Origin of the sequence: Streptomyces virginiae, from assembly GCF_040638905.1 — a bacterium.
In the GTDB taxonomy this organism is placed as follows: domain Bacteria; phylum Actinomycetota; class Actinomycetes; order Streptomycetales; family Streptomycetaceae; genus Streptomyces; species Streptomyces virginiae_B.
The window spans coordinates 1-21,685 of sequence record NZ_JBEZYV010000018.1 but is presented as its reverse complement, the minus strand read 5'-3'; the positions used below and the strand labels follow the sequence as shown (position 1 = coordinate 21,685).

The window sequence follows — 21,685 nt, the reverse complement described above, 5'->3', positions numbered from 1 at the left end:
GGCGTGAGTGCCAGGTTGTTCATGAGGACGTGCCCGAACCCTAAATGGTTCATGCGCGGAAGGGAACGTGATGTTTCCTTCACCCGCCCGGGGGATCGAACAGTCGTGCGGATCTGCACTAGGCTGAGGAAACCGCGAGGGTGGCGTTGCATCGGCTCTACCTGGCCTCGGTACCCTTCGACGGGCACCCGAGCCACCCCTGCGCCCGACCGGGCCAGAAAAGAAATTCAGCGAGGAGCGAACTGCGTGACCGCCGACACGTCCGTGCCTTCCAGCGCGCTGCTGTCCGGAGCAGACCGGGACGGTTCCAACTACACCGCGCGGCACCTGCTCGTCCTCGAAGGGCTGGAGGCCGTCCGCAAGCGACCCGGCATGTATATCGGCTCCACCGACAGCCGGGGCCTCATGCACTGCCTGTGGGAGATCATCGACAATTCCGTCGACGAGGCCCTCGGCGGCTACTGCGACCACATCGAGGTGATCCTCCACGAGGACTCCTCGGTCGAGGTCAGGGACAACGGCCGCGGCATCCCCGTGGACGTCGAGCCCAAGACCGGCCTGTCGGGTGTTGAGGTCGTCATGACCAAGCTGCACGCGGGCGGAAAGTTCGGCGGCGGCTCGTACGCGGCCTCCGGCGGCCTGCACGGCGTCGGCGCCTCGGTGGTCAACGCCCTCTCCGCCCGCCTGGACGTCGAGGTCGACCGGGGCAGCTCCACGCACGCCATCAGCTTCCGCCGCGGCGTCCCCGGCATGTTCACCGAGCAGGGCCCCGAGAGCCCCTTCGACCCGTCGAACGGCCTGCGCAAGGTCAAGCGCATCGCCAAGGGCAAGACCGGCACCCGGATCCGCTACTGGGCCGACCGCCAGATCTTCCTCAAGGACGCCCGCCTCGGCCTGGAGACGCTCTACCAGCGCGCCCGGCAGACCGCCTTCCTCGTCCCCGGCCTGACCCTGGTCGTCCGCGACGAGCGGGCCATAGACGGCGCCGGCAAGACGGAGGAGACCTTCCGCTTCGACGGCGGCATCAGCGAGTTCTGCGAGTACCTCGCCCAGGACAAGGCCGCCTGCGACGTGCTGCGGCTGACCGGATCGGGCACCTTCAAGGAGACCGTCCCGGTCCTCGACGACCGCGGCCACATGACCGCCACCGAGGTCACCCGCGAGCTCGGCGTGGACATCGCCCTGCGCTGGGGCACGGGCTACGAGACCAACGTCAAGTCCTTCGTGAACATCATCGCCACCCCCAAGGGCGGCACCCACGTCACCGGCTTCGAACGCTCGGTGACCAAGACCGTCAACGAGGTGCTGCGCTCGGCCAAGCTGCTGCGCGTCGCCGAGGACGACGTGGTCAAGGACGACGCACTGGAGGGCATGACGGCCGTCGTCACCGTCCGCCTTGCCGAACCCCAGTTCGAAGGCCAGACCAAGGAGGTGCTCGGCACCTCCGCCGCCACCCGGATCGTCGCCGCCGTGGTCGCCAAGGAGCTCAAGGCCTTCCTGACCTCCACCAAGCGCGACGACAAGCAGCAGGCCCGCGCCGTGATGGAGAAGATCGTCGCGGCCGCCCGGACCCGGATCGCGGCCCGCCAGCACAAGGAGGCCCAGCGCCGCAAGACCGCGCTGGAGACCTCCTCGCTCCCCGCCAAGCTGGCCGACTGCCGCAGCGACGACGTGGACCGCAGCGAGCTCTTCATCGTCGAGGGGGACTCCGCCCTCGGCACCGCGAAGCTCGCCCGGAACTCCGAATTCCAGGCGCTCCTGCCCATCCGAGGCAAGATCCTCAACGTCCAGAAGTCATCCGTCTCGGACATGCTCAAGAACGCCGAGTGCGGGGCGATCATCCAGGTCATAGGGGCCGGCTCCGGTCGGACCTTCGACATCGACGCCGCCCGCTACGGCAAGATCGTGCTGCTCGTCGACGCCGATGTGGACGGCGCGCACATCCGCTGCCTGCTGCTGACGCTCTTCCAGCGGTACATGCGGCCGATGGTCGAGGCCGGCCGGGTCTTCGCGGCCGTCCCGCCACTGCACCGGATCGAGCTCGTCCAGCCCAAGAGGGGCCAGGACAAGTACGTCTACACGTACTCGGACAACGAGCTGCGCCAGACCCTTCTGGAGTACCAGCGCAAGAACATCCGGTACAAGGACTCGATCCAGCGCTACAAGGGCCTCGGCGAGATGGACGCGGACCAGCTGGCGGAGACCACCATGGACCCCCGCTTCCGTACCCTGCGCCGGATCAACATCGGCGACCTGGACTCGGCCGAGCAGGTCTTCGACCTGCTCATGGGCAATGAGGTGGCCCCGCGCAAGGAGTTCATCACGAGTTCCGCGGCGACGCTGGACCGCTCGCGCATCGACGCCTGAGCACGCGGGCACCGGAGGCCGGCGGCGCCTGACACGGGCGGGCGCCACGGCACACCGGTGCCCTTCGCTGCATCACCTGTTGGAGTGAAGAGCACCGGTACACCTGTCCGGAAACCGTCCATTCCGCACATCCTTGTGGGCACGCGGCCAATGCGGCAGCGGACAAGGAGAGTTCGGTGGACAAGCACGAAGGTCGTGATGCCGGAACGATCCGGCTGGACGACCCCTGGTACGACGCACTGGCCGTCGGCTGGGGCGAGGGCGCGGAGCCGTCCCCGCCGCAGCCGGCTCCTGCCGGCCGACCGGCGGCCAGCGCATCCGACATCTACCTGGAAGTGCAGCGCAGCGCCGCCTTCCAGGAGGTCCGGAGCCGCTATCGCCGGTTCGTCGTCCCCGCGACCGCCGGGTTCTTCCTCTGGTACGTCGCCTACGTGGTCGCCGCGACGGCCGCGCCCGGCCTGATGGCCCGGCCCGTCCTGGGCGCGGTCAACGTGGCCATGCTCGCGGGCCTCGGCCAGTTCCTCAGCACCTTCCTGCTCACCTGGGCCTACGCCCGGCACGCACGGCTGCGCCGGGACCGGGCCGCGCTCGACCTGCGCTGGACGGTCTTCGAGCAGGAACGCGGCCAGGAGCGGTCCCGGGCGAGGAGGGCGGGCCGGTGACGACCGAACACCAGACCCTCGCGCTGATGCTGTTCAGCCTGTTCATCGCGGTGACCCTGGGGATCACCACCTGGGTCAGCCGCAACCGGCACGGTTCGGCCGAGGAGTTCTACGCCGGCGGGAGGCTCTTCTCCCCGATGGAGAACGGGTTCGCCATCGCGGGCGACTACATGTCCGCGGCCTCGTTCCTCGGCATCTCCGGTCTGATCGCCCTGTTCGGCTACGACGGCCTGCTCTACTCGGTGGGATTCCTCGTCGCCTGGCTGGTGGTGCTGTTCCTCGTCGCCGAACTGGTGCGCAACTGCGGGCGCTTCACCCTCGCCGACGTGGTCGCCGCCCGGATGAGCGAGCGCCCGGTGCGGATCGCCGCCGGGATCTCCTCGGTCGCCGTGTCCGTGCTCTACCTCGTCGCGCAGATGGTCGGCGCGGGCAGCCTCGTGGGGCTGCTGCTCGGGAACTCCAGCGCCGCGGCCCGGACCCTCACCGTGATCGGGGTGGGCGCCCTGATGGTGGTCTACGTGTCCTTCGGCGGCATGCGGGCCACCACCTGGATCCAGATCGTGAAGGCCGTGCTGCTGATGGGCGGGGCGATCACCCTGACCGTGCTCGTGCTGCTGCGCTTCCACGGTGATTTCGACCGGCTGCTCACCACCGCCGCCGAACGCAGCGGGTACGGAATCCGGTTCCTCAGTCCCGGCCTGAAGTACGGCGGGGACTGGACCGCCCGCTTCGACTTCATCAGCCTCGGCCTCGCGCTGGTCCTGGGCACCGCCGGACTGCCGCACATCCTGTCGCGCTTCTACACCGTGCCCACCGCCCGTGCGGCCCGCCGCTCGGTGGTGTGGGCGATCGCGCTGATCGGCGGCTTCTACCTGATGACCATCGTGCTCGGCTTCGGCGCGGCGGCCCTGGTCGGGCCGGACGAGGTCCGGGCTTCCAACGCCTCGGGGAACACGGCCGTTCCGCTGCTCGCGGCCTTCCTCGGCGGGGGCGCCGAGACGACCGGTGGCGCGGTGCTGTTCGCCTTCGTCGCCGCAATCGCCTTCGCCACCATCCTGGCCGTGGTCGCCGGCATCACCCTGGCCTCGTCCGCCTCCGTCGCGCACGACCTGTATGCCTCGCTCAAGCGGAGGCGGGCCAAGCAGCGCAGCGAGGTCTCGGTGGCCCGGGGCGCGGCCGTGGGCATCGGGGCCGTGGCCATCGCCCTCGGCCTGCTCGCCCAGAACCTCAACGTGGCGTTCCTGGTGGGGCTGGCCTTCGCGGTGGCGGCCTCCGCGAACCTTCCGGTGCTGCTGTACTCGCTGTTCTGGCGCGGTTTCACCACGCGCGGAGCCGTCTGGTCGGTGTACGGGGGTCTGGTTCCGGCGGTGCTGCTCGTCCTGGTCTCACCCGTGGTGTCGGGGAGCCCGGAGTCGCTGTTCCCGGGAGCGGACTTCCAGTTCTTCCCGCTCCAGAACCCGGGGATCGTCTCGATCCCGCTGGGCTTCCTGGCCGGCTGGCTGGGCACGGCCACCTCGAACGAGGAGCCGGACGAGGCGAAGCACGCGGAGACGGAGGTCCGCTCCCTGACCGGCGCCGGAGCGGTCTGAGCCGAGGGGTCAGACCGGTCCCTCCGAGGGGAGCCAGGTGTAGCGGTGTTCCGGACGGCCGGTCTCGCCGTAGCGCAGGGCCAGCGTGACGCGGCCGTTGCGTTCGAGGAGCTTCAGGTAGCGCTGGGCGGTCTGGCGGCTGATGCCCGCGCGGTCGGCGATCTGCTGGGTGGACAGCGGGCCGTCGGCCGTGCGCAGGACCTGGCGGACGAGCTCGGCCGTGGTGGGGGAGTGGCCCTTGGGGAGCTCGTTCACGCAGCCGGCGCCGGCCAGGGCTCCGAAGATCCGGTCCACTTCGGCCTGTTCGGCCTCGCCGCCCGTGTCCAGGGTGCGGCGCAGTGAGCCGTACGCCTCCAGCCGGGCGCGCAGCCCCGCGAAGGTGAAGGGTTTGACCAGGTACTGGAGGGCTCCGAGGCGCATGGCGGACTGCACGGTGGCCAGGTCACGGGCGGCGGTGACCATGATCACATCGGTGCCGTGGCCGCGCTGGCGCAGGCGGCGGACCAGGTCCAGGCCGTTCTCGTCGGGGAGGTAGTGGTCGAGGAGGACCAGGTCCACCGGGTGGGTGGAGAGCAGGTCCAGGGCTTCGGCCGCCGAATGGGCCCGCGCCGTCACCCGGAAACCGGGAACCTTCGCGACGTACGCCGCGTTGATCCGGGCAACACGCATGTCGTCGTCGACGACCAATACGTGGATCGGGGTCTCGTTCACCGCAGGGCCTCCGGGAGTACGACGGAGAATTCCGCCCCTCCGTCCGCTGCTTCACCGGCCCGGGCGCTGCCGCCCTGCCGCTCCGCGAGACGGCGTACGAGGGCGAGGCCCAGCCCGCGCTCGCGGTGGGCCCGGGGCTGCTTGGTCGACCAGCCCTCAGTGAAGATCTCCTCGCGGCGCGCGGCGGGGACCCCGGGGCCGCTGTCACGCACCCGCAGCACGGCGGTGCGGCCCTCCGCGCGCAGCTCCACCTCGACCAGGGGCGCGGCTCCGCCGGCGGCGGCGTCCAGGGCGTTGTCCACCAGATTGCCGACGATCGTGACGAGTCCGCCCGGGTCGACCAGGCGGTCGGGGAGGAGGGTGGCTGCGGCCAGCCGCAGGGGGATGCCGCGCTCGGCGGCGACGGTGGCCTTGCCGACGAGGAGGGCGGCCAGCAGCGGGTCGTGGACCTTCTCGGTGACCTGTTCGGCGGTCGTGCGGTGCACGCCGACCACTTCCGTCACGAATTCCACCGCCTCCTCGTGCAGGCCCAGCTCCAGCAGGCCGAGGAGGGTGTGGAGGCGGTTGGCGTGTTCGTGGTCCTGGGCGCGCAGGGCGTCGATGAGGCCATGGGTGGAGTCGAGTTCGCGGCTCAGGTGCTCCAGTTCGGTGCGGTCGCGCAGGGTGGCGACGGCGCCTCCGTCCGCGGTGGGCCTGCGGTTGGCGACCAGGACCCGGGGGCCCTGGACGGTGAGCAGGTCACGGCCCGTCACACGGCCGGAGAGTACGTCGGCGGTGCGGCCGGCGCCGAGGACGTCGTCCAGCGGGCGTCCGGCGAACGTACCGGTGGCGTCGGGGGCGAGGCCCAGCAGGCGGGCGGCCTCGTCGTTGACGAGGCGGACGCGGCCGTCGGGGGCGAGGGCGATCACTCCTTCGCGGATGGAGTGCAGCATGGCCTCGCGCTCGGCGAGCAGGCCGGCGATGTCGGAGAAGGCCAGGTCGCGGGTCTGGCGTTGGATCCTGCGGGAGAGGAGGTAGGCGGCGAGGGCGCCCGCGGCCAAGGCGCCGCCGGCGTAGGCGAGGAGCCCCGGGATGGCCCCGAGCAGACGGTCGCGGACGCTGTCGTAGGCGATGCCGACGGAGACCGCGCCGACGATCTCGCCGTCGGCGGCGACGAGCGGGACCTTGCCGCGGGCGGAGCGGCCCAGGGTTCCGTCGTCGATCTCCATGACCTCGCGGCCGGCCAGGGCGTCGGCCGGGTCGGTGGAGACGGGCAGCCCGATCCGCTCCGGGCTCGGGTGCGAGCGGCGGATGCCGTCCAGGTCGAGGACGACGACGTACTCGGCACCGGTCGCCCGGCGGATCCGCTCGGCCGAGGCCTGCACCGGGCTGTCCGGCGACGCCGCCGAGTTCAGGAGACCGGCGGCGATCGAGGGGTCGGCCGCGGTGCTCTGCGCGATGGCCAGGGCGCGCCGCATGGCCTGGTCGTCGAGCTGGGCGCCGAGAGGTGCCAGGAACAGGCCCGTGGCCAGCACGACGACCCCGGCGGCGATGGCCAGCTGGGTCAGGAGGATCTGCGAGACCGCCCGTCTGGGCAGCCCGAGGCGCCGAGCGCTCATGTGGGGGAACCGCATGGACAGCAACGGTAGGTCGGCCCCGGCAGAAGCGGAATGCTTGCGCCCTTTTAGTCGGTGAGACACCCCTCAGGGCATCGGCTGGGGTGGGCGTGGGCCGTGGTACTGGCCGCTCGGCCGCATGCGCAGCGGGCGCTCCTCATACTCCTCCAGCGCGTGGGCGATCCAGCCCGCGGTGCGGGCCACCGCGAAGACGGTCTCGCCGGCCTCGGCCGGCATTCCGCACGACACCGTCAGGACCGCCAGGGCCAGGTCCACGTTGGCGTGCAGCCCGCCCTGGCGGGCCATGACCGCGGCCACCTCGCGGGCCGCCGCCAGTGCGGGGCCGGCCTGCCCCAGCCCTTCCAGCCGGGCGAACAGCGCACCCGCCCGGGGGTCCTCGCCCCGGTAGAGGCGGTGCCCCAGGCCCGGGACCCGATGCCCGGCCCGCAGGTACTCGGCGACCACGGGAGCGGCCCCGCCCTGTTCCAGGACCTCCACCAGCATCCGGTGGGCCAGCCGCCCGGCCGCGCCGTGCAGCGGCCCTTCGAGCGCGCCCAGCCCGGCAGACACCGCCGCGTACGGATGTGCGCGCGCCGAGGCCGCCACGCGTACGGCCAGCGTGGACGCGGCCAGGTCGTGGTCGACCAGCAGTGCCAGCGCCAGGTCCAGCACGGCGAGCGCGTCCGGGTCGGGCTCCCGCGGCGTCAGCCGGGACCACAGCCGGCGGGCGATGCGGCCGTCGCCGGCCCACGCGGTGCCCGCCGCGGGCAGGGCGCCGACCAGTGTCGGAATCAGGCAGCGCGCAGCGCCCAGTACCGCATCCTCCGACAGGTCGAAGCGCAGCGGATCAGCCACCGCGGCGGCGGCGACGGCCACCCGAAGCCGGTCCACCGGGCCGCTGTGCGCCGGCAGGGCCTTCACCGCCCGCCGGGCCGCCTCCAGCGCCTCCGGGGGAGCGGTGAATCGGGTCCCGGGGGTGAGGTTCCCCGTCCAGAGCCATTCGGCGACCTCCTCGAAGCGGTACCGCGAAGCGAGGGCCACGGCGTCGACGCCCCGGAAGTAGTACCGGTCGGGTTCGATGAGGGTGAGCGCCGTGCGGACGGAGAGTTCCCCCGCGGCGGGGGCCGCCGCCTCGCGCCGGCTGCGCCGGGCCAGTGCCTCCACCTCGGCGGCGTCGAAGCTGCTGCCGCGCCCGGCCGGATCACGGCGGCTGGCGAGCTGGCCCCGGCTGACGTAGGCGTACACCGTCGCCGGCTTCACACCGAGCACCCGGGCCGCCTCCTGCGTGCTGAGCCTGCGTCCGCCGTCCGTCTGGTCACTCATGAGGAACACCCTACAGATTGCTTGCAATATTGATTCAATCAACATTGACAAGGATTCAGTCCATCATGGATGGTCGATGCATGAACACCACCGACAGCACCATCGAAGGACCGCGGGGCCTCGCGGGAGTCGTGGTCACCGAAACCGAGTTGGGTGACGTCCGGGGCCGCGAGGGCTTCTACCACTACCGCCAGTACTCGGCCGTGGAGCTCGCCGCGAGCCGCAGCTTCGAGGACGTGTGGCACCTGATGTTCCGCGGCACGCTCCCGGCGGACGCCGCCGAGCGGGCCGCCTTCACCGCCGAGGCCGCCGCGCTGCGCCGGCTCCCCGAGGAGGTACGGGTCGTCCTGCCGGACCTCGCCCGCGCCACCCGGCTCTCCGGCCCGCTCGCCGGGCTGCGCACCGCGCTCTCGCTCCTCGGAGCGTCCGCCGGATTCCGGCCGGTGTACGACCTGACCCCCGAGCGGCGGGCCGCGGACGCGCTGGCCGCCTGCGCCGCCGTGCCGACCCTGCTGACCGCCCTGCACCGGCTGGGCCAGGGCCTGGAGCCGGTCGAGCCGCGCGAGGACCTCCCGTATGCCGCCAACTACCTCTACATGCTGACCGGCGACGAGCCCGATCCGGTCCGGGCCCGCGCGGTCGAGCGGTACCTGGTGTCCACCGTCGACCACGGCTTCAACGCCTCGACGTTCACCGCCCGGGTGATCGCCTCCACCGGCGCCGACGTCGCAGCCTGCCTGACCGGCGCCGTCGGCGCCCTCTCAGGTCCGCTGCACGGAGGCGCCCCCAGCCGCGCCCTGGACACCCTCGACGCGATCGGCACCGTGGACCGGATAGGGCCGTGGATCCGGGAACGGGTCCTCGCCGGCGACCGGATCATGGGCTTCGGGCACCCCGTCTACCGCACCGAGGACCCCCGCTCACGCATGCTGCGCGACATCGCCCTCGGCTTCGGCGGCCCCCTCGTGGACTTCGCCGTCGAGGTCGAGCGCCAGGTGGAGGAGATCCTCGCCGAACTCAAGCCGGGCCGGGAACTGCACACCAACGTGGAGTTCTACGCGGGCGTGGTCATGGAGCTGTGCGGACTGCCGCGCGAGATGTTCACTCCGACCTTCTGCGCGGCCCGGGTCGTCGGCTGGAGCGCGAACATCCTGGAGCAGGCCACCGATTCGAAGATCATCCGACCGGCCGCCCGGTACACGGGCCCCACCCCGCCGCAGCCGGTGCCGCTCCTCGACTGACCGGGCATGGCTACGATCGACCGGGTGAACAGCAGGCAGCCCATCCCCGTCGTCGTCCTCGCCGGATTCCTCGGATCCGGGAAGACCACCGTGCTGAACCACCTCCTCGCCGGCCGTGGGGGCACCCGTATCGGGGTCGTCGTCAATGACTTCGGCTCGATCGAGGTCGACGCGATGTCGGTGGCCGGCCAGGTCGGGGACTCCATGGTCTCCCTCGGAGGCGGCTGCCTGTGCTGCGCCGTCGACGGCAGCGAGCTGGACGCGTATCTGGAGAAGCTCTCCGCTCCCGTCCACAGGATCGACGTGATCGTCATCGAGGCGAGCGGCCTGGCCGAACCCCAGGAGATGATCCGCATGCTGATGGCCAGCGAGAACCCGGCCGTCCGGTACGGCGGCATGGTGGAGGTCGTGGACGCGGCGGAATTCGACGTGACCCGGGCCCGGCATCCGGAGACCGACCGCCACCTCGCCGTCGCGGACCTGGTGGTACTCAACAAGACCGACCGGGTCGACGCGCGCGAACGGATCAGGATCGAGACCGAACTCGCCGCGCTCTGCGCGCCCGGCACCCCGGTCGTGGGCGCCGACCACGGCCGCATCGACCCGGAGCTGCTCTTCGACCGCCGGCCCTGGACCGAGACCCGGGGGCAGCTTTCCTTCGAGGACCTGCTCGCGGAGGAAGACGGCCACGACCGCTGCGCTCATGCGCACGCCGCGTACGAGAGCACGGAGTTCAGCTCGCAGCAGGCCCTCTCCCCGCGCCGGTTCATGGACTTCCTCGACCGGCGCCCGGCCGGGCTCTACCGGATCAAGGGCTTCGTGTGGTTCGGGGTACCCGGACACGAGGAGCGCTACGAGCTCCAGGCCGTCGGCCGCTTCCTCCGCTTCGCCCCGCAGCCCTGGACGCGGGGCGAGACACGGCAGACGCAGCTGGTCCTGATCGGCTCGGGCACCGACGGTGAGGGGCTGGTGCGCGAGTTGGAGGCCTGCCGCGAGGAGGCCCCGCAGGACGCGAACCCCGACAGCATGTGGGGTGTCCTGCGGTACGTCGACCGGCCCGCGCAGGACGAGGGCGACGCCCCCGGGCCGGACACGTCCGAGACGCCCCTGACGTATTGATCACGCAGCGCCCGGACGCGGCCTTCCCGCATGCTTCCCCAAGTGCGGTCCCGAGGCGGCTTCCCGGCGGTCATCGAGGCGCGCTCCACCAGCCGATGTTCTCGCCCGTCCAGGTGCGCGAGCTTCATGTGCTCGGCCCACTGCGGGCGAAGCCGCTGAGGTCCTGCTCGAGCACGAGCGGAGGCCTGCCGACGGTGGCCCGTTCGCTGTTCAGCAACTGCAGGGACGACGACTGGGCCGCCTGGACGCCTTGCGCCGAGGTGCGGGCGCCGGGCACTTTCGGTCCGGCCCCACCGGACCGCTCCCCGAGGGTCGGGGGCCGCGGGTCGGCTGCGCGGGCCGCTCCTGCTTCGCAACGGCCCGGACGAGGGTTAGGCCGACGCCGCGGTACGCGAGGGGGACGCGGAGGCGGTGGCGCTCGCGGCCCGGAAGGACGGCCCTTCCCCGCCCTGTCCGAACTCGTCGTCGAGCCAGTGCGTCGCGTCTCCTCCGACGTGTGACGGCCCACTCGCCTGACACAAGAGGAGACCCGCGGGACGGGCGGCGGCAAGGGTTGCTCCGCAGGGGCCCGCCCGAGCCGCGCCTACTCGGCGGCGCCCGGACCGCCGGAGCCGTCCGGGTGCTCCGCCTCGCCGGTGAGGCAGGCGTGGCACAGGCAGCGGTCCGGGTGCGGACTCTTCGGCGCCGTCTCGGCACGGGACTGGCGCGCGTACCGCTCCAGCACCGCGGAGGTGTCCACCACGTGCTCCTCCGTGGCGAAACCGCGCGCGTAGCGTTCCTCGCGCAGCCGTTCCAGGACGCGCGGCGTGTGGACGAGCTTGGGCCGGAAGCCGTACAGGTGGCGCGTCGCCGTGTCGATGACGATCCACCGGCCGGTGTGCCGTTCACGCCCGGCCACCGTGACCCGGTCGCCCCCCGGACCCCAGTACACCCCGGCGACGTACACCTTCGCCCCGCCCTTGAAGCACTTCGTCCCCGGGCGCAGTTCCTGGCCGCCGACCCCACAGCGACGCCAGGCCACGACGTTCGCGGCCACCAGCCAGACCGGCTCCGCCGATCGGTCGGCGGACTCGTCCACCCGCTCCACCCGCTCCACCCGCTCCACCCCTAGGCGACCTCCACGCCGTACTCGCGCAGCAGGTCCCCCAGGCCGCCACGGTAGCCCTTGCCGCCGATCACGAAGTCCCAGTCGCCGTTGGGGCGGCGCCGGAACGAGCCGAGCACCAGCGCGGTCTCGCCGGCCCGGCCGTCGGAGACCTCCAGCTGCCCGGCCTCCGCGCCCGCCGCGTCCAGGAGCCGGATCCGGGCCTCGGTGAAACCGGCCAGGTCGGCATGCGGATCGGCCTCCGGGTCCACGGCGGCCACCAGCACCAGCCGGTCCGCCTCGCGCGGCAGGGCCTCGAAGGAGACCTCCAGCGCCGCCTTGTCCGGTGCCGCGTGCGCCCTGGCCCGTACCGAACCGTCCGGCGTGCGTGGATTGTTGAAGAACACGAAGTGGTCCTCGCTCAGCACCCGGTTGCCCGTGCAGACGAGGGCGCACACGTCCAGGGCGACCCGGCCGGACCAGGTCATGCCGAGCACGTTGTGGTCGGCCGGCGGGGCCGGCTCGGGAGAGCGCTGCGCCGGGACCGCGCCCGCCGGACCGCCGCCGAGGCGCCCGCGCAGCCCGTACTGGTGCAGGAGCTCCACCAGCTTGTCCCCGGGAACCAACTCCAACGGCTTGCCGTTGGAGAAGGTGTACGACGTGGGACCGAAGGACGAGGTGGTGACCAGCACCCCCTTGTTCGCCCCCTTGTCCTGGACCGTGCCGTACAAGTCCCGTACCGCCGTGGGCGGCACGGTGTTCCGGTAGCGCTTGACCTGCACCACGATGCGTCCGCCCGTGATCGGGGAAGGGTCATTCGCCTCGATGTCCACCCCGCCGTCACCGGACCGCTGGGTGGTCACCGCTTCCATGCCCATCGCCCGGAAGAGCTCCGCCACCAGGTTCTCGAAGGCGATCGGGTCCATCACGAAGAGGTCCGGCTCGTCCTCGTCGCCGCCCGCGTGCCCGCCGTGGCTGACGACTCCTCCGCCGACCTCGTCGGGCCGGCGTCCCGGGCGTACGGCCGTCAGCTGGTCGGGGCGCGCCGACAGCTGCCCGCGCAAACCCTCCACCAGGCAGTCCACCGCGCTGACCTGCTCCAATCGCAGCCCCGCGAAGGCGGAGCGGGCCGCCGACACCGAGCCCAGGACGATCCGCGCCTCCTGCCCCGTCACCGGATCGTGGTCGTCCACGAAGCCGTTGACCACCACGGACTCCAGTGCGCCGAACTCGTCCGCCGCGTACAGCTCCCGCACCACCAGCAGCAGGCACTGCGCCAGCAGGTCCCGGTACAGTGCGCGGCGCTGCGTGGCAGGGCGGGCCGTCTCCTTGTCCTGGTCCGTGCTCGGCATGTACCGGACCGACTTGGCCTCGGGCACCACCTGGAATCCGGGCAGCTGCCAGTCCAGCACCAGCTCCCGCCCGCCCCGGTCGTAGGCGGCGGTCAGCTGCCTGGGCAGCGCTTCGGGCCAGGCGGTGGAAGCGTAGAGAGCGGCCGAGAAGTACTCCACGGCGGCGTCCGCGTCCCCCGCGCGCAGCGCCCTGCCCAGCTCGGCGAGGCCGTTGTTGTGCTCGCGGATCCCGGCGAGCTGCTGCGCGGCCCACTGGTCGTACTGCCCGCGGTACGCCGCCAGTTGCTGCTGACGCTGCAGTTCCGCGGCGTGAGCCGCCTGCCAGGCCTGGGTGTAGCGGGCGTGCGCGTCGCGCTCCGCCTGCGCCCGGCGGTTCGAGCCGAGGGTCCAGCCGGTGTTCTGGTGCTGGAACTGCTCGATGCGCGGCATCGGCAGCGGATGCGCGAGGTTGCCCGGGGCGAAGGGCTCAAGCTGTTCGGACCTGACCAGAGCGGCCGTGCGGAACGCGGGTGCCCGGCATCCCGCGGCCAGCAGGCCTTGCAGGGCGGCGACCTCCGCCTCGATGCGCTCCGTACGCCGTCGTGCCTCGGCCTCCCGGTGCTGGCGGTACGCGGCCTGCTGCTCGCGCTGCCCCCGGGCCGCCTCGCGTTCGTACGCCCGCTGTCGGCGTTCCGCCTCGCGGTGCTGGATCAGCTGTGTCTGCTGCATCCGGCGCTGGGCCTCGGCCCAGTCCCCGATCAAACCGCCCGACCGACGACTCATCAGCTCTGTGTTCTCCCGCCCCACCCGACAGTGCCAAGAGGGAAAACACTAGTCGCCATTCGGGTGGTACGTCCCCCGGACGTACCACCCGAATGGTCTGGAACCTCCTACAGCGCGGGTCCCGCCAGCGCCGCCACGGCCGCCGGCAGGGGCGCCCCCGAGCCGTCCCGGCGCGGGTCGTGGGCCGGCAGCTCGGCCGGAGTGCCGTTCGCCGCCGCCGCGCGGGCGGGGGCGGCGCCGGCCCAGGCCAGCACCAGCAGGTCCTCGCCCTTCAGGAACCGCTGGCAGCGCACGCCGCCGGTGGCGCGGCCCTTGCGCGGGTACTGGTCGAAGGGGGTCAGCTTCCCGGACAGCAGGGAGTCGTCCAGGGTCCCGTGCGCGCCGGCCACCGTGAACACCACGGCGTCCCGGCCCGGGTCGACGGCCGAGAAGTGGATCACCTTGGCGTTCTCGGAGAGCTTGATGCCCGCCATGCCGCCCGCCGGGCGGCCCTGGGGGCGCACCTGGCCCGCGGGGTAGCGCAGCAGCTGGGCGTCGTCGGTGATGAAGACCAGGTCCTCCTCGCCCGTGCGCAGCTCGACCGCGCCGACGATCCGGTCACCGTCCCTCAGGGTGATGACCTCCAGCTCGTCCTTGTTGGCCGGGTAGTCCGGCACGACGCGCTTGACCACGCCCTGCTCGGTGCCCAGCGCCAGCCCCTGCGAGGACTCGTCCAGCGAGGTCAGGCAGATCACCTTCTCGTCCGCCTCCAGTGCGGAGAGGAACTCCGAGACCGGCGCGCCGCCCGCGAGGTTCGGCGCGGCGTGCGTGTCCGGCAGCTGCGGCAGGTCGATCACCGAGAGCCGCAGCAGCCGGCCGGTGGAGGTGACGACGCCGATGTCGGCGCGCGCTGTGGCCGCGACCTGCGAGACGATCAGGTCGTGCTTGGCCCGGGCGCCGCCCTCGTCCTGCGGCAGCGGCTCGCCGTTCGCCGTACGGGCCAGCAGGCCGGTCGAGGACAGCAGCACCCGGCACGGGTCGTCCGCGACCTCCAGCGGAACGGCCGACACCGCGGTGCCCGCCGACTCCAGCAGGACCGTACGGCGCTCGGTGCCGAACTTCTTCGCGACGGCAGCCAGTTCCGAGGAGACGAGCTTGCGCAGCTCGTTGTCGGACTCCAGGATCCCGGTCAGCTCGTCGATCTCGCCCGTCAGCCGGTCGCGCTCCGACTCCAGCTCCAGGCGGTCGAACTTGGTGAGCCGGCGCAGCGGGGTGTCCAGGATGTACTGGGTCTGGATCTCGCTCAGCGAGAACCGCTCCATGAGCCGGGCCTTGGCCTGGGCGGAGTTCTCACTGTCGCGGATGAGGCGGATGACCTCGTCGATGTCGATCAGGGCCACGAGCAGGCCCTCGACGAGATGCAGCCGGTTCCGGCGCTTGGTGCGGCGGAACTCGCTGCGCCGCCGGACGACCTCGAAACGGTGGTCGAGGTAGACCTCGAGCAGTTCCTTGAGGCCGAGGGTGAGCGGCTGCCCGTCCACCAGCGCCACGTTGTTGATGCCGAAGGACTCCTCCATCGGCGTCAGCTTGTAGAGCTGCTCCAGCACGGCCTCCGGGTGGAAGCCGTTCTTGATCTCGATGACCAGGCGCAGGCCGTGGGCCCGGTCGGTGAGGTCCTTGACGTCGGCGATGCCCTGGAGCTTCTTCGAGCCGACCAGGTCCTTGATCTTCGCGATGACCTTCTCGGGGCCCACCATGAAGGGCAGTTCGGTGACGACCAGGCCCTTGCGGCGCGCCGTCACGTTCTCCACGGCCACCGTCGCGCGGATCTTGAAGGACCCGCGGCCGTTCTCGTAGGCGTCCTTGATGCCGGAGAGCCCGACGATCCGGCCGCCCGTGGGCAGGTCGGGACCCGGTACGAAGCGCATCAGCGCCTCCAGGTCCGCGTGCGGGTGGCGGATCAGGTGGCGGGCGGCCGCGATGACCTCGCCGAGGTTGTGCGGGGGCATGTTGGTCGCCATGCCGACCGCGATCCCGGACGCGCCGTTGACCAGCAGGTTCGGGTAGGCGGCGGGCAGCGCCACCGGCTCCTGCTCCTGGCCGTCGTAGTTGGCGGTGAAGTCGACGGTGTCCTCGTCGATCGACTCCGTCATCAAAGACGTGGCGTCGGCCATGCGGCACTCGGTGTAGCGCATCGCGGCCGGCGGGTCGTCGTTGCCGAGCGAACCGAAGTTGCCGTGGCCGTCGACGAGCGGCAGCCGCATGGAGAAGGGCTGTGCCATGCGCACGAGGGCGTCGTAGATCGACGCGTCGCCGTGGGGGTGGAGCTTGCCCATCACCTCGCCGACGACGCGGGCGCACTTCACGTACCCGCGGTCGGGACGCAGGCCCATCTCGTTCATCTGGTAGACGATGCGGCGGTGCACCGGCTTCATGCCGTCCCGGGCGTCGGGCAGGGCACGGGAGTAGATCACCGAGTACGCGTACTCGAGGAAGGAGCCCTGCATTTCGTCGACGACGTCGATGTCGAGGATCTTCTCCTCGAAATCCTCCGGCGGCGGGGTCTTCGTGCTGCGGCGGGCCATCGCTGCGCGGCTCCTTAACCAAGAATGTATGTGCTGGGTGTCTGGCTGGTCTGGCGGGGTCTGGCTGGGTCCTGCCGTTGTCCGGCAGGGGGTACGACGCCGACCATTGTGGCCCGGGGGACCGACAACGCCGACTCCGACCCAGGTCTGGCCCGGGAACTTATCCGGTGGCCGACGCGCTTGCATACAGTGGCAGGTCTGACGGAAATCTCTGCATCGCGATCGAAGGGACCACATGCCCATGGGTCACACGGCCACAGCCCAGGCCGGCTCCGGCGGCCTGACAGCGACCGAGCACCGGCTGGCCAACGGCCTGCGCGTGGTGCTGTCCGAGGACCACCTGACCCCGGTCGCCGCGGTATGCCTCTGGTACGACGTCGGCTCGCGCCACGAAGTCAAGGGGCGTACCGGCCTGGCTCACCTCTTCGAGCACCTGATGTTCCAGGGTTCGGCGAGCGTACCGGGCAACGGACACTTCGAGCTGGTCCAGGGTGCCGGCGGCTCCCTCAACGGCACCACCAGCTTCGAGCGCACCAACTACTTCGAGACGATGCCGACCCACCAGCTGGAGCTCGCGCTCTGGCTGGAGGCGGACCGGATGGGGTCGCTGCTGGCCGCCCTGGACGAAGAGTCCATGGAGAACCAGCGCGACGTCGTCAAGAACGAGCGCCGCCAGCGCTACGACAACGTCCCGTACGGCACCGCCTTCGAGCGGCTGACCGCCCTGGCGTACCCGGAGGGCCACCCGTACCACCACACCCCGATCGGCTCCATGGCCGATCTGGACGCCGCGTCCCTGGAGGACGCGCGCACCTTCTTCCGTACGTACTACGCGCCCAACAACGCGGTGCTGTCGGTCGTCGGTGACATCGACCCCGAGCAGACGCTCGCCTGGGTCGAGAAGTACTTCGGCACCATCCCCTCCCACGACGGCAAGCAGCCGCCCCGCGACGGCTCGCTGCCCGACGTCATCGGGGAGCAGCTGCGCGAGGAGATCGTCGAGGAGGTTCCGGCGCGCGCGCTGATGGCCGCCTACCGGCTGCCGCACGACGGCACCCGCGAGTGCGACGCCGCCGACGTGGCGCTGACCATCCTGGGCGGCGGCGAGTCCTCGCTGCTGCACAACCGGCTGGTACGCCGCGACCAGACGGCCGTCGCCGCCGGCTTCGGCATGCTCCGCCTGGCCGGGGCGCCGTCGCTGGGCTGGCTGGACGTCAAGACCTCCAGCGGGGTCGAGATCCCCGCCATCGAGGCGGCCGTCGACGAGGAGCTCGCGCGGTTCGCCGCCGAGGGCCCGACCGCCGAGGAGATGGAGCGCGCCCAGGCGCAGCTGGAGCGCGAGTGGCTGGACCGGCTGAGCACGGTGGCCGGCCGCGCCGACGAACTGTGCCGGTACGCGGTGCTGTTCGGCGACCCGCAGCTGGCCCTCACCGCCGTACAGCGCGTCCTCGACATCACCGCCGAGGAGGTGCAGGCCGTGGCCGCGGCCCGACTGCGCCCGGACAACCGCGCGGTGCTCGTCTACGAGCCCCTCGCGGCGGACGCGGCCGAGGGCGAAGAGGGCGAAGAGAACGCCGACAGCGACGAGAACGAGGGGGCGGAGCAGTGAGCGACACCGCAGCCGTCACGATGACCTTCCACCCGCGGCCGCAGGCCGGGGAGCCGCAGCCGTGGGCCTTCCCGGCCCCCGAGCGCGCGACGCTGTCCAACGGGCTGACCCTGCTGCGCTGCCACCGCCCCGGCCAGCAGGTCGTCGCGGTCGAGATCAACCTCACCGCGCCCCTCGACGCCGAGCCCGAGGGCCTGGACGGCGTGGCGACCATCATGGCGCGTGCCCTGTCGGAGGGCACCGACAAGCGCTCCGCCGAGGAGTTCGCGGCCGAGCTGGAGCGCTGCGGAGCCACCCTCGACGCGCACGCCGACCACCCGGGCCTGCGGGTCTCCCTGGAGGTGCCCGCCTCCCGGCTGGCCAAGGCGCTGGGCCTGCTCGCCGAGGCGCTGCGCGCGCCCGCCTTCGCCGACGCCGAGGTCGACCGGCTGGTGCGCAACCGGCTCGACGAGATCCCGCACGAGCTGGCCAACCCGCAGCGCCGCGCCGCCAAGGAGCTCTCCAAGGAGCTCTTCCCGGCGTCCCTGCGGATGTCCCGGCCGCGCCAGGGCACCGAGGAGACGGTCGCCCGGATCGACTCCGCCGCCGTACGCGCCTTCTACGAGGCCCACGTACGGCCCGCCACCGCCACCTCGGTGGTCGTGGGCGACCTGACCGGCATCGACTTGGACGCCGTGCTGGCCGACACCCTGGGCGCCTGGACCGGCGACACCGCCGAGGCGCGCCCCGTGCCGCCGGTGACCGCCGACGACACCGGCCGCGTGGTCATCGTCGACCGGCCGGGCGCGGTCCAGACGCAGCTGCTGATCGGGCGCATCGGGCCGGACCGGCACGACCGCGTCTGGGCGGCCCAGGTGCTGGGCACGTACTGCCTGGGCGGCACCCTGACCTCCCGTCTGGACAAGGTGCTGCGCGAGGAGAAGGGGTACACCTACGGCGTGCGGGCCTTCGGCCAGGTGCTGCGCTCCACCGCCGACGGCAAGGGCGCCTCCATGCTCGCCATCAGCGGATCGGTGGACACCCCCAACACTGGCCCCGCGCTGGAGGACCTCTGGAAGGTGCTGCGCACCCTCGCGGAGGGCGGTCTGACCGACGCCGAGCGCGATGTGGCCGTGCAGAACCTGGTGGGCGTGGCCCCGCTGAAGTTCGAGACGGCGGCCTCGGTCGCCGGCACGCTGGCCGACCAGGTCGAGCAGGAGCTGCCGGACGACTACCAGGCCCAGCTGTACGCGCAGTTGGCCGAGACGGGCACGGTGGAGGCCACCACGGCCGTCGTGCAGGCGTTCCCGGCGGACCGGCTGGTCACGATCCTGGTGGGCGACGCCGCGGTGATCGAGGAGCCCGTGCGGGCCCTCGGGATCGGTGACGTCACGGTCGTCAGCAACTGACGTCGCAGGCGCCCGCATGACGGGCAACTGACGCACTTTTCAAGGGGCTCCGGCGGTTTTCCGCCGGAGCCCCTTTTGTCCGTTTAGTGGTGAGGTTGCTTGTATGCGGTGTGGCGTACGCAACAAAAAGGCGCGTCTGTTTGGCGATTGACTGATGATCCGCCTAGCGTCATCCGTGCTGTCCGTCAGTTGTGCCCGCCGCACCCGCGGCACCGGACAGCGATCGCCGAGTCCCCGTCAGGCGCGAGCCTGGGGAGCCGGGGACCCACATCAGTCCCTGGGGTGAATCGGACCCCCTCGCAAGAGGAGGCCCGTAGGAGACCTTCCTGCTCCGAACCCGTCAGCTAACCCGGTAGGCGAGAAGGAAGGAAAGGATCAAACCCTTCATGGCGTTTGGCAGTCGTCCCGCTGGTACCGGCAAGCACCGTGGTTCCAGCCGCCTGAGCAAGAAGACCGCCGGCTACGCCGGTATCGCCGCGATCGCCACCACGGGTGTGGTCGGCTCCCTCGCAGCCCCGGCCTTCGCCGCGGACAACCACAGCAGCTCCGCCCCGGAGAACGGGCTGGGCGCCGTCGTCGTCGCCGAGGACCTCGCGGGCGACATCCAGGACCAGGCCGAGGCCCAGCACCGCGCCGCCGAGCACGCCGCCGCCAAGGCGCAGGCCGAGGCCGACGCCAAGCAGAAGGCCGCCGAGGCCAAGCGCCTCGCCGAGGCCAAGGCGAAGGCCGAGCGCGAGGCCGCCGAGCGCGCCGCCCGCGAAGAGGAGCGCAAGCGCCTCAACACCTTCGTCTCCCCGCTGGACGACTCCTACGTCAGCACGCAGTACAAGGCGGGCGGCGGCATGTGGTCCTCCGGCAGCCACACCGGCATCGACTTCCACGCCGCCTCCGGCACCTCGGTCCACGCGGTGGGCTTCGGTACCGTCGTCGAGGCCGGCTGGGGCGGTGCGTACGGCAACAACGTCGTCATCAAGCACAACGACGGCACCTTCACGCAGTACGGCCACATGTCCTCGCTGAACGTCTCCGTCGGCCAGCAGGTCACCCCGGGCCAGCAGATCGGCCTGTCGGGCTCCACCGGCAACTCCAGCGGCCCGCACCTGCACTTCGAGGCCCGCGCCGGCTCGCAGTACGGCTCGGACATCGACCCGATCGCGTACCTGCGCTCGCACGGCGTCAGCCTCTGACCCGTTCCGCGGCTCACCGAGCACCGCGCACAGCTCCACGAAGACCCCGCCTCCCGAGCCGGGGTCTTCGTGTTTTCGCGTTCCGGCGCAATGTTTCGGATTTCCGCCCGCTCTCGAAATCTTGCTGTGCTGCAATAGAGTTGTTGTGTGCGCGTGGATGCGCACGGGGGGCTGGCGGACGGAAATAGGCGGAGGTTCGGTCTTGCGTATTCCTGCGCACGCGGTATGCACGGCAATTCGCGACGACATCGTCTCCGGGGTGTTCGAACCGGGCGGTCGGCTGACCGAGGAGGTGCTGGCCCGCCGGTACGGGGTCTCGCGGGTGCCGGTGCGCGAGGCGCTGCGGACGCTGGAGTCGGAAGGTTTCGTGACCACGCGCCGCCACGCCGGGGCCTGTGTGGCCGAGCCGACCGCGCAGGAGGCCGGGGACCTGCTGGAGCTGCGGATGCTGCTGGAGCCGCTGGCGGCGTCACGGGCGGCCCGGCGCCGCACCGACGCACACCTCAAGGTGCTGCGGGGGCTGGTCAGGCTGGGTCAGGAGCGGGCCAGGCGGGGTCAGGGCGAGGACCTGCGGGCGCTCGGGGGCTGGTTCCACGAGACGCTCGCGCAGGCCTCCGGCAGCCCCGGGCTGATCGCGCTGCTCACGCAGATGCGGCACAAGGTGGCGTGGATGTTCGTGGTCGAGGCGCCGGCCCGGCCCGCGGAGTCCTGGGCGGAACACGGCGCGATCGTCGACGCGGTGGCGCGCGGCGACGCCGAGCGGGCGCGGACCCTGGCCGCGATCCACGCCGATCGCGCGGCTGCCGCGCACCGGCTGAGGCGGCGGCCGGTGAGCACTTCGCAACCTGCCGTAAACATGTCGGGCGGTCCGCATTAACAGAGGCCGTATACAAAGGGTGGAATCGCGGGAATTCGGGGCGGGCGACGGGGTAATTCGCCGTGCCGAATTCCAGCGGCGCGCGGGCGGTCGAGCCGCATTCTCTGAATTCCGGCCGATTATGCGGCCAGGTCGGGAGTGCCGGTGTCCCTGGGGAGTCCGCCCATCGACGCCGAAGCCGCGGCCCCGTGAGGGGCCGCCCAGGCGGCCGCGGTCCGCGCGGCGCTGGCCTCGCTGGGGGTCTCCGGGGTCACG

General features: G+C 71.8%; 15 protein-coding genes and 1 riboswitch. Of the genes, 9 read left to right on the top strand and 6 right to left on the bottom strand.

All coding sequences use genetic code 11. The features are described from left to right. Window positions 1-246 precede the first annotated feature (246 nt). The 3 genes from AB0F82_RS23380 (at window position 247) to AB0F82_RS23370 (ending at window position 4,618) form a co-directional block, all read left to right on the top strand. Window positions 247-2,367 carry a DNA gyrase/topoisomerase IV subunit B gene (locus AB0F82_RS23380; RefSeq protein ID WP_362630973.1) on the top strand — a complete coding sequence of 707 codons (2,121 nt, stop codon included), beginning with the start codon at window positions 247-249 and terminating at the stop codon, window positions 2,365-2,367. Window positions 2,368-2,543: 176 nt separating this feature from the next. Then, window positions 2,544-3,029 (top strand): DUF485 domain-containing protein, encoded by a 486-nt coding sequence (locus tag AB0F82_RS23375; RefSeq protein WP_362630971.1) that lies wholly within the window; start codon window positions 2,544-2,546, stop codon window positions 3,027-3,029. Continuing rightward, complete coding sequence (locus AB0F82_RS23370) at window positions 3,026-4,618, top strand: solute symporter family protein (protein ID WP_356810419.1); 1,593 nt, start codon at window positions 3,026-3,028, stop codon at window positions 4,616-4,618. Before AB0F82_RS23375 ends, AB0F82_RS23370 begins: the two co-directional genes overlap by 4 nt. A gap of 9 nt (window positions 4,619-4,627) precedes the next feature. Here AB0F82_RS23370 and AB0F82_RS23365 read toward each other — a convergent pair whose 3' ends face one another. The 3 genes from AB0F82_RS23365 to AB0F82_RS23355 all read right to left on the bottom strand — a co-directional run bounded on the left by AB0F82_RS23365 (window position 4,628) and on the right by AB0F82_RS23355 (window position 8,247). After that, window positions 4,628-5,287, bottom strand: coding sequence for a DUF7342 family protein (locus AB0F82_RS23365; RefSeq protein ID WP_436840722.1), 660 nt, complete (start codon window positions 5,285-5,287; stop codon window positions 4,628-4,630). A gap of 38 nt (window positions 5,288-5,325) precedes the next feature. Further along, window positions 5,326-6,927, bottom strand: a complete 1,602-nt coding sequence (locus tag AB0F82_RS23360; protein WP_356810417.1) for a sensor histidine kinase — start codon at window positions 6,925-6,927, stop codon at window positions 5,326-5,328. Window positions 6,928-7,011: 84 nt separating this feature from the next. Next, window positions 7,012-8,247 (bottom strand): citrate synthase, encoded by a 1,236-nt coding sequence (locus AB0F82_RS23355; RefSeq protein ID WP_362630968.1) that lies wholly within the window; start codon window positions 8,245-8,247, stop codon window positions 7,012-7,014. Window positions 8,248-8,327: 80 nt separating this feature from the next. Here AB0F82_RS23355 and AB0F82_RS23350 point away from each other — a divergent pair, with 80 nt between their 5' ends. Both AB0F82_RS23350 and AB0F82_RS23345 read left to right on the top strand, forming a co-directional pair. Next, on the top strand, window positions 8,328-9,488 hold the full coding sequence (locus tag AB0F82_RS23350) for a citrate synthase/methylcitrate synthase (protein ID WP_436842137.1): 1,161 nt from the start codon (window positions 8,328-8,330) through the stop codon (window positions 9,486-9,488). Between the two features lie 24 nt (window positions 9,489-9,512). Then, window positions 9,513-10,607 carry a CobW family GTP-binding protein gene (locus AB0F82_RS23345; RefSeq protein ID WP_390077156.1) on the top strand — a complete coding sequence of 365 codons (1,095 nt, stop codon included), beginning with the start codon at window positions 9,513-9,515 and terminating at the stop codon, window positions 10,605-10,607. 583 nt (window positions 10,608-11,190) lie between these two features. On the opposite strand, the gene AB0F82_RS23340 is transcribed toward AB0F82_RS23345, so the two are convergent. The 3 genes from AB0F82_RS23340 to AB0F82_RS23330 form a co-directional block, all read right to left on the bottom strand. Beyond that, window positions 11,191-11,712 (bottom strand): hypothetical protein, encoded by a 522-nt coding sequence (locus AB0F82_RS23340; protein ID WP_362630964.1) that lies wholly within the window; start codon window positions 11,710-11,712, stop codon window positions 11,191-11,193. 2 nt (window positions 11,713-11,714) lie between these two features. After that, window positions 11,715-13,805 (bottom strand): restriction endonuclease, encoded by a 2,091-nt coding sequence (locus AB0F82_RS23335; RefSeq protein WP_362630962.1) that lies wholly within the window; start codon window positions 13,803-13,805, stop codon window positions 11,715-11,717. Between the two features lie 107 nt (window positions 13,806-13,912). Further along, on the bottom strand, window positions 13,913-16,369 hold the full coding sequence (locus tag AB0F82_RS23330) for a DNA gyrase/topoisomerase IV subunit A (protein ID WP_362630960.1): 2,457 nt from the start codon (window positions 16,367-16,369) through the stop codon (window positions 13,913-13,915). A 241-nt stretch (window positions 16,370-16,610) separates the two neighbouring features. Between AB0F82_RS23330 and AB0F82_RS23325 the strand changes: the two genes are divergently transcribed. The 4 genes from AB0F82_RS23325 (at window position 16,611) to AB0F82_RS23310 (ending at window position 21,430) form a co-directional block, all read left to right on the top strand. Next, complete coding sequence (locus tag AB0F82_RS23325; RefSeq protein ID WP_356810410.1) at window positions 16,611-17,978, top strand: M16 family metallopeptidase; 1,368 nt, start codon at window positions 16,611-16,613, stop codon at window positions 17,976-17,978. A 20-nt stretch (window positions 17,979-17,998) separates the two neighbouring features. After that, window positions 17,999-19,366, top strand: a complete 1,368-nt coding sequence (locus AB0F82_RS23320; protein ID WP_362631132.1) for a M16 family metallopeptidase — start codon at window positions 17,999-18,001, stop codon at window positions 19,364-19,366. 214 nt (window positions 19,367-19,580) lie between these two features. Continuing rightward, window positions 19,581-19,739, top strand: a riboswitch (cyclic di-AMP (ydaO/yuaA leader). Between the two features lie 13 nt (window positions 19,740-19,752). Beyond that, a complete protein-coding gene (locus AB0F82_RS23315) occupies window positions 19,753-20,553 on the top strand; it encodes a M23 family metallopeptidase (RefSeq protein WP_362630958.1) in 801 nt (266 codons plus the stop codon). Between the two features lie 202 nt (window positions 20,554-20,755). Then, entirely contained in the window at window positions 20,756-21,430 is a 675-nt protein-coding gene (locus AB0F82_RS23310; RefSeq protein WP_362630957.1) for a GntR family transcriptional regulator, read from the top strand. Window positions 21,431-21,685 lie beyond the last annotated feature (255 nt).

Excerpts from the sequence above, each read along its gene's own strand:
- AB0F82_RS23350 (WP_436842137.1), top strand. The coding sequence starts at position 8,328 with ATGAACACCACCGACAGCACCATCGAAGGACCGCGGGGCCTCGCGGGA.
- AB0F82_RS23330 (WP_362630960.1), bottom strand. The coding sequence starts at position 16,369 with ATGGCCCGCCGCAGCACGAAGACCCCGCCGCCGGAGGATTTCGAGGAG.
- AB0F82_RS23325 (WP_356810410.1), top strand. The coding sequence starts at position 16,611 with ATGGGTCACACGGCCACAGCCCAGGCCGGCTCCGGCGGCCTGACAGCG.
- AB0F82_RS23355 (WP_362630968.1), bottom strand. The coding sequence starts at position 8,247 with ATGAGTGACCAGACGGACGGCGGACGCAGGCTCAGCACGCAGGAGGCG.
- AB0F82_RS23360 (WP_356810417.1), bottom strand. The coding sequence starts at position 6,927 with ATGAGCGCTCGGCGCCTCGGGCTGCCCAGACGGGCGGTCTCGCAGATC.
- AB0F82_RS23320 (WP_362631132.1), top strand. The coding sequence starts at position 17,999 with ATGACCTTCCACCCGCGGCCGCAGGCCGGGGAGCCGCAGCCGTGGGCC.
- AB0F82_RS23365 (WP_436840722.1), bottom strand. The coding sequence starts at position 5,287 with ATGCGTGTTGCCCGGATCAACGCGGCGTACGTCGCGAAGGTTCCCGGT.
- AB0F82_RS23335 (WP_362630962.1), bottom strand. The coding sequence starts at position 13,805 with ATGAGTCGTCGGTCGGGCGGTTTGATCGGGGACTGGGCCGAGGCCCAG.
- AB0F82_RS23315 (WP_362630958.1), top strand. The coding sequence starts at position 19,753 with ATGGCGTTTGGCAGTCGTCCCGCTGGTACCGGCAAGCACCGTGGTTCC.